Genomic DNA, 6,663 nt, shown 5'->3' on the forward strand with positions numbered 1-6,663 from the left:
AGGTCCCGGGTGCGATGTGGTGCGGCGGGCGGGTCCCGTCCGGGAGCCGGGCGGGCGGGTCGTGTAGCACGGCCCGCGGCGCCGGGCAGGGGGCGCGGCCGCGGCGCCCCGCCCGGCCCGGCCGGCGGCACCCGCGGGCGGCCCCGCGGGAGGCTCGCGGGCCTGCCTGTTTTAAGGCTTTGGTGACGGAGATTTGGCCTAATGACCTTGGGTCAGGAACCTTCGCGCCGAGCCTGTCCCGGACGCGGCCCCGAAGGCGGCGTCCGGGAGTGCTGCGGCCGAACGGCCGCGGGCGTGGAGAACGCTGCCGGTCGGGGTCGCTCCGGGCCCGTCCGGCCAAATGCTTCCGCACGCCGCCCGCGCGGCGGGCCCTCGCTGCAAGTGGAGATCCTGAACGATGTCGTGGATGGCCGATCGAAAGATCGCGACGAAGATCGGCGCGACCCTCGCGCTCGTCATCGGGGTGAGCCTGGCGGGGTCCGGGCTCGCGGTGCGCAACCTCGGCGTCATCGAGGAGACCAGCCAGTGGGTGTCCCACACCCATGCGGTCATCGGCGAGGCGCAGCGCCTCCAGGCCGCGATGATCGACCGCGAGACCGCGGTGCGCGGTTTCCTCATCACCGCCGACGAGGCGTTCCTGGAGCCCTACACGTCCGGCCAGGCGGCCTACGCGGACGCCCTCGGGAAGATCCGGGCCCTCGTGGCCGACAACCCGGCCCAGCAGGCGAACCTCGCCGCCATGGACGCCGTCGCCCGCACCTGGACGCAGTCGGTCGGCGAGCGGGAGATCGACCTGATGCGCTGGCCCGAGACCCGCGCGCAGGCGCGGGAGAGCGTCGCCACCGGCAACGCCAAGGCCGTGATGGACGCCTTCCGGGCCAAGGTGCGGACGATCATCGACACGGAGGCGGCGCTCCTGGCGGCGCGCGAGGCGGACGCGGCCGGCATGGCCGCGCAGTCGCGCCTCGTCACCCTCGCGAGCCTCGCCGCGATGCTGCTGACGGCCGCGGCCGGGCTGGCGATGCTGCATCTCGGCCTCACCCGCCCGATCCGGGGCATGACCGCCGCGATGGGTCGCCTCGTCGACGGCGACCTGGACGTGGCGGTCCCGGGCATCGGCCGGCGCGACGAGGTCGGCGCCATGGCGAGCGCCGTCCAGGTGTTCAAGGAGAATGCCAGCAAGGCCCGCGCCCTCGAGATCGAGGCGGAGCGGGCCCGGACGGACAACGAGGCCCAGCGCGCCTACGACGAGCAGGAGCGCCAAGCCCGCATCCAGGAGGAGGAGGCGAAGCGCACCCTGGACGCCGCCGAGGCGCAGCGGCGCGCCGTGATGCGCCAGCTCGCCGACACGTTCGAGGGCGCCGTCGGCGGCATCGCCGCGACCCTGAGCTCCGCCGCCACGGAGCTCCAGGCGACCTCCCTGAGCATGAGCGAGACGGCCCGGCACACCTCCGGGCGCTCGTCGGCCGTCGCCGCCGCCGCCGAGGAGGCCGGGGTCAACGTCCAGATGGTCGCCACGGCGGCCGAGGAGCTCGGCACCTCGATCAACGAGATCGGCCGCCAGGTCGACAGCTCGGCCACCCTCGCCGACAGGGCCGCGGCCGAGGTCAGCCAGACGGTCGACCTGGTGCGCGCCCTCAGCAACACCGCGGCCCGGATCGGGGACGTGGTGGGGATGATCTCGACCATCGCCGGGCAGACGAACCTGCTCGCGCTCAACGCCACCATCGAGGCGGCGCGCGCCGGCGAGGCCGGGCGCGGCTTCGCCGTGGTGGCGAGCGAGGTGAAGGAGCTCGCCGGCCAGACCGCCCGGGCGACCGAGGAGATCACCCGCCAGATCGCCGACGTGCAATCCTCGACCACCCGCGCCGTGCAGGCCATCGAGACGATCGCGGCCCGGGTCCAGGAGATGAACGGCGTCGCGACCTCGATCGCGGCGGCCGTGGAGGAGCAGGGCGCGGCGACCCAGGAGATCGTCCGCAACGTCGCCCAGGCGGCGGCCGGCACCGGCGAGGTGACGAGCAACATCGGCGCGGTCGCCGAGGCGGTCGAGACCACGGGCGCGGCGGCGACGCAGGTGCTGGCGTCGTCCTCGGAGCTGTCGATGCAGGCCGAGCGCCTCAACGCCGCGGTCAGGAACTTCCTCTCGGAAGTGCGGTCGGCCGCGTGACATCGGCCCGGGGGCGCGCCGCGCCGCCCGGGCCCCCGGTGCGACGGGCCTCGCGGGGGACCCGGACCCCACCGCCCTGATCGGCGCCCCGGCGACCCACCCCGAGAGGTTCTAGTCCCATGCTGTTGCAGCCAAGCAAGACGTCCGCGATCCTGAGCGCCCTGTACCGGTCCCAGGCCATCATCGAGCTCGGCATCGACGGCACGATCGTGTCGGCCAACGAGAGCTTCCTGTCGATCCTCGGCTACCGCCCCGAGGAGGTCGCGGGCCGCCACCACAGCATGTTCCTGGCCCCGGGCGAGCGCGAGGGCGAGGAGTACCGGCAGTTCTGGGAATCCCTCAAGCGCGGCGTGCACCAGACTGCGGAGTACCGCCGCATCGGCAAGGGCGGCCGCGAGGTCTGGATCCAGGCGACCTACAACCCGCTGCTCGGCCGCGGCGGCCGGCCCTTCGGCGTGGTCAAGGTCGCCACCGACGTGACGATGCAGAAGCTCCTCGCGGCCGACCACCAGGGCCAGCTCGCCGCCCTGCACCGCTCGCAGGGCGTGATCGAGTTCGGCCTCGACGGCACCATCCTGACCGCCAACGAGAACTTCCTCTCGGCCGTCGGCTACCGGCTCGAGGAGATCCGGGGCCGGCACCACAGCATGTTCGTCGAGCCGCTCGAGCGCCGCTCCCTCGACTACCTGCGGTTCTGGGAGGCCCTCAGGCGCGGCGAGTACCAGGCCGCGGAGTACCGGCGCGTCGGCAAGGAGGGCCGCGAGGTCTGGATCCAGGCGACCTACAACCCGGTCACCGACGCCTTCGGCAAGCTCCTGAAGATCGTCAAGTTCTCCACCGACATCACCGCCCAGCAGCGTCGCAACGCCGACCACGAGAACCAGCTCGCCGCCCTGCACCGCTCGCAGGGCGTGATCGAGTTCGACATGGACGGCCTCATCCTGACCGCCAACGAGAACTTCCTTTCCCTCGTCGGCTACCGGCTGGAGGAGATCCGGGGCCGGCACCACAGCCTGTTCCTCCGGGACGAGGACAAGCAGGGCAGCGCCTACCGGATCTTCTGGGAGAGGCTGAAGCAGGGCGAGCACCAGACGGCCGAGTACAAGCGCGTCGGCAAGCAGGGCCGCGAGGTCTGGATCCAGGCGACCTACACGCCGATCCGCGACAGGGCCGGCGAGCTGCTCAAGGTGGTGAAGTTCGCGAGCGACATCACCGCCGAGATCGAGAGCCGCATGCGCCGCAACGCGCTCCAGAAGGTCATCGACGGCGACCTCGACGGGATCGCCCGCTCGGTCTCGCAGGCCTCCCAGCAGGCCGTGATCGCCGCCCAGGCCTCCGTCACCCTGTCGGGCAACGCCCGGTCGGTGGCGGAGGGCGCGCGCGAGCTCGCGACCTCGGTGGGGGAGAGCAGCCGGCAGGTCAACTACGCGCTCGACGTCACCCGGCAGGCCGTCGACCAGGCCAACGCCACCTCGACGGTGGTGGCCGGCCTCGCCACGGAGGCCCAGCGGATCGGCGAGATCGTCAGCCTGATCGAGGGCATCGCCTCCCAGACGAACCTGCTCGCCCTCAACGCCACGATCGAGTCCGCCCGGGCCGGCCACGCCGGCAAGGGCTTCGCGGTGGTGGCCGCCGAGGTCAAGAACCTCGCCCTGCAGACCGCGCGGGCGACGGAGGAGATCAGCTCGCAGATCGCCGCGACGCAGGTGGTCGCCGCCCAGGCCGCCAACGCCATCACGGAGATCGGCGCCACGATCGCGCGCGTGAACGAGGTCTCGGCGACGATCTCGGTCGCGGTCGAGCGGCAGGCGGCCGTGGCCCGGGACATCTCGGACAGGATGAAGTTCGTGACCACCTCCGTCTCCGAGATCTCGCAGAACATCACGGTGATCGCGGGCTCGACGCAGCACATCGACCACAGCACCACCCAGGTCCGCGAATCCTCGCGCGCCATCGCGTCCTGAGCGCGGGCCGCCTCACCCCGGCTCGCGCGTCCCGAGGAAGCGGTCGATCGTCCCGGTCTCGGCCCGGGGCCCGGCCGCGTCGGCGGCGAGCCGCGCGTAGAGGCCGGCCGCGCCCGCGAAGACCGCGGATTCGGGGAAGTCCCGGCCGACGAAGTCGCGGATCGCCTCCATCTCGGCCACCCAGCGGTAGGCCTTGCCGTACATGTCCGGCAGGGTCTTGCCGAAGCGCGCCAGGAGCTCCGGCTGGCTGAGGGCGAGCTCGGCGTGCAGGGCCGGCCCGGCCCCGGCCCGCTCGGCGGCCAGCACCATCGCGCTCGCCACCGCGGTCAGCCCCTTGGTGATCCCCGCGTAGGAGAGCTTGAGGGCCGAGGCCGCGCCCACGGGCGCCCCCGCCATCGGGCGGATCGCGAGGCCGAGCCCGGCCAGCAGGCCGAGGTCCCCGGCCTCCGGCCCGGAGAGGTAGAAGGCCGGCCCCGCCTCCCCGGGCTTCGGCGGCAGGCCGATGATCGCGCCGTCCACGAAGCGCCCCCCGGCCCGGGCGATGGCCTCGCCCGCCGCCCGCACGGTCTCGACGCCGACGGCGTTGCAGTCGACGAAGACCGGCCCGGCGCCGGCCGCCGCCGCGAGGGGGGCGGCGAACCGCTCCGCGAGCGCGAGGGCGTCGGCGGGCGGCACGATCGACAGGATGACCGCCGCCCGCGCGACGATCTCGTCGTCGCCGGCCTCCTGCATGCCGGCGGCGGCGGCCCGCCGCCGCGACGCCTCGCCCCGCCCGGCCAGGGAGGTCAGGACCGTGCCGCCGTGCTCGGCGACCCGGCGCGCGACGGCGCTGCCCATCGCACCGGGTGCGACGATGGCGATGGTCATGCGCGCGCTCATGGGGCTCTCCGTCTCGGTCCGGGCGGGGCCGGGCCGGCCCGTCAGATCCCGCCCATGCACAGGTACTTGATCTCGAGGTAGTCATCGATGCCGTAATGGGAGCCCTCGCGGCCGAGCCCGCTCTCCTTCACGCCGCCGAAGGGCGCGACCTCCGTCGAGATGATGCCCTCGTTGATGCCCACCATGCCGTAATCGAGGGCCTCCGCCACCCGCCAGACCCGGCCGATGTCGCGGCCGTAGAAGTAGGAGGCGAGGCCGAACTCGGTGTCGTTGGCGAGGGCCACCGCCTCCTCCTCGGTGCGGAAGCGGAACAGCGGCGCCACCGGCCCGAAGGTCTCCTCCCGGAAGATCCGCATCTGCGGGGTGGTGTCGGCGAGCACGGTCGGCTCGTAGAAGCTGCCCCCCCGGGCGTGGCGCCGGCCGCCCGTGACGATGCGGGCGCCCTTCTCGAGGGCGTCCGAGACGTGCTCCTCGACCTTGGCCACGGCCTTGGCGTCGATCAGCGGGCCGATCACCGTGCCGGCCTCGAACCCGTCGCCGACCGCCATCGCCTGCACGGCCCGGGCCAGGCGCTCCGCGAAGGCGTCGTAGACGCCGTCCTGGACCAGGATGCGGTTGGCGCAGACGCAGGTCTGGCCGGCGTTCCGGTACTTCGACGCGATGGCGCCCTTCACGGCGAGGTCGAGGTCGGCGTCGTCGAAGACGATGAAGGGCGCGTTGCCGCCGAGCTCCATCGAGGTCTTCTTCACGGTCGGGGCGCACTGCGCCAGGAGCTCGCGGCCGATCTCGGTCGACCCCGTGAAGGAGAGCTTGCGCACCACCGGGCTCGCCGTCATCGCCCCGCCGATGGCCTGGGCCGAGCCGGTGACGCACGAGAGGACGCCCTTCGGGATGCCGGCCTCCTCGGCCAGCACGCAGAGCGCCAGGGCCGAGAACGGGGTCTGGCTCGCGGGCTTGAGCACCATGGTGCAGCCCGCCGCGAGGGCCGGGCCGGCCTTGCGGGTGATCATCGCGGCCGGGAAGTTCCAGGGCGTGATCGCCGCGCAGACGCCGATGGGCTGCTTGATCACGACGATGCGCTTGTCGGGCCCGTGAGCCGGGATGACGTCGCCGTAGATGCGCTTGGCCTCCTCGGAGAACCACTCGATGAACGAGGCCGCGTAGGCGATCTCGCCGCGGCTCTCGACGAGCGGCTTGCCCTGCTCGGCCGTCATGATGGCGGCGAGGTCCTCCTGGTTCTCCATGATCAGGGTGAACCAGCGGCGCAGGATCGCGGCGCGGTCCTTGGCGGTGCGGGCCCGCCAGGCCGGGAGCGCCGCCGCGGCGGCCGCGATGGCCCGCTCGGTCTCGGCCGCCCCCATCCTCGGCACCGTGCCGAGGGTCTCGCCGGTGGCGGGGTTGTCGACCGCGACCGTGCCGCCGCCGTCCGCGTCCACGAAGGCGCCGTCGAGATAGGCCTGGTTGCGCAGGAGGCCGGGCTTCTTCAGGGGCTGCGGCCGGCCCTGGATCGTCATCACGCTCATCGCCCGTTCCTCCTCCGACGCGTCGTCCGCGGCCTCGTGGCGCGGCCCCGCTGCGTGCGGCCTCTCGCGGGCCGCGGCACCGTGACGACACTTGTAGGCGCCGCGGCGCCGGCGGCAATGCGCCCGC

At 73.4% G+C, this 6,663-nt stretch carries 4 protein-coding genes; 2 read left to right on the forward strand and 2 right to left on the reverse strand.

Features of this window, described 5'->3' with window-relative positions:
* Positions 1-406: 406 nt before the first annotated feature.
* Both DT057_RS16670 and DT057_RS16675 read left to right on the forward strand, forming a co-directional pair.
* On the forward strand, positions 407-2,170 hold the full coding sequence (locus DT057_RS16670) for a methyl-accepting chemotaxis protein (protein WP_308220166.1): 1,764 nt from the start codon (positions 407-409) through the stop codon (positions 2,168-2,170).
* A gap of 119 nt (positions 2,171-2,289) precedes the next feature.
* Positions 2,290-4,134 (forward strand): methyl-accepting chemotaxis protein, encoded by a 1,845-nt coding sequence (locus tag DT057_RS16675; protein WP_128563230.1) that lies wholly within the window; start codon positions 2,290-2,292, stop codon positions 4,132-4,134.
* A gap of 12 nt (positions 4,135-4,146) precedes the next feature.
* Here DT057_RS16675 and DT057_RS16680 read toward each other — a convergent pair whose 3' ends face one another.
* Positions 4,147-5,013: an NAD(P)-dependent oxidoreductase gene (locus DT057_RS16680; protein ID WP_162501426.1), complete on the reverse strand. Its 867-nt coding sequence runs from the start codon at positions 5,011-5,013 to the stop codon at positions 4,147-4,149.
* Between the two features lie 41 nt (positions 5,014-5,054).
* Positions 5,055-6,527 carry an NADP-dependent succinate-semialdehyde dehydrogenase gene (gabD, locus tag DT057_RS16685; protein ID WP_128563234.1) on the reverse strand — a complete coding sequence of 491 codons (1,473 nt, stop codon included), beginning with the start codon at positions 6,525-6,527 and terminating at the stop codon, positions 5,055-5,057.
* Positions 6,528-6,663 lie beyond the last annotated feature (136 nt).

Source organism: Methylobacterium crusticola, from assembly GCF_003574465.1.
Classification (GTDB): domain Bacteria; phylum Pseudomonadota; class Alphaproteobacteria; order Rhizobiales; family Beijerinckiaceae; genus Methylobacterium; species Methylobacterium crusticola.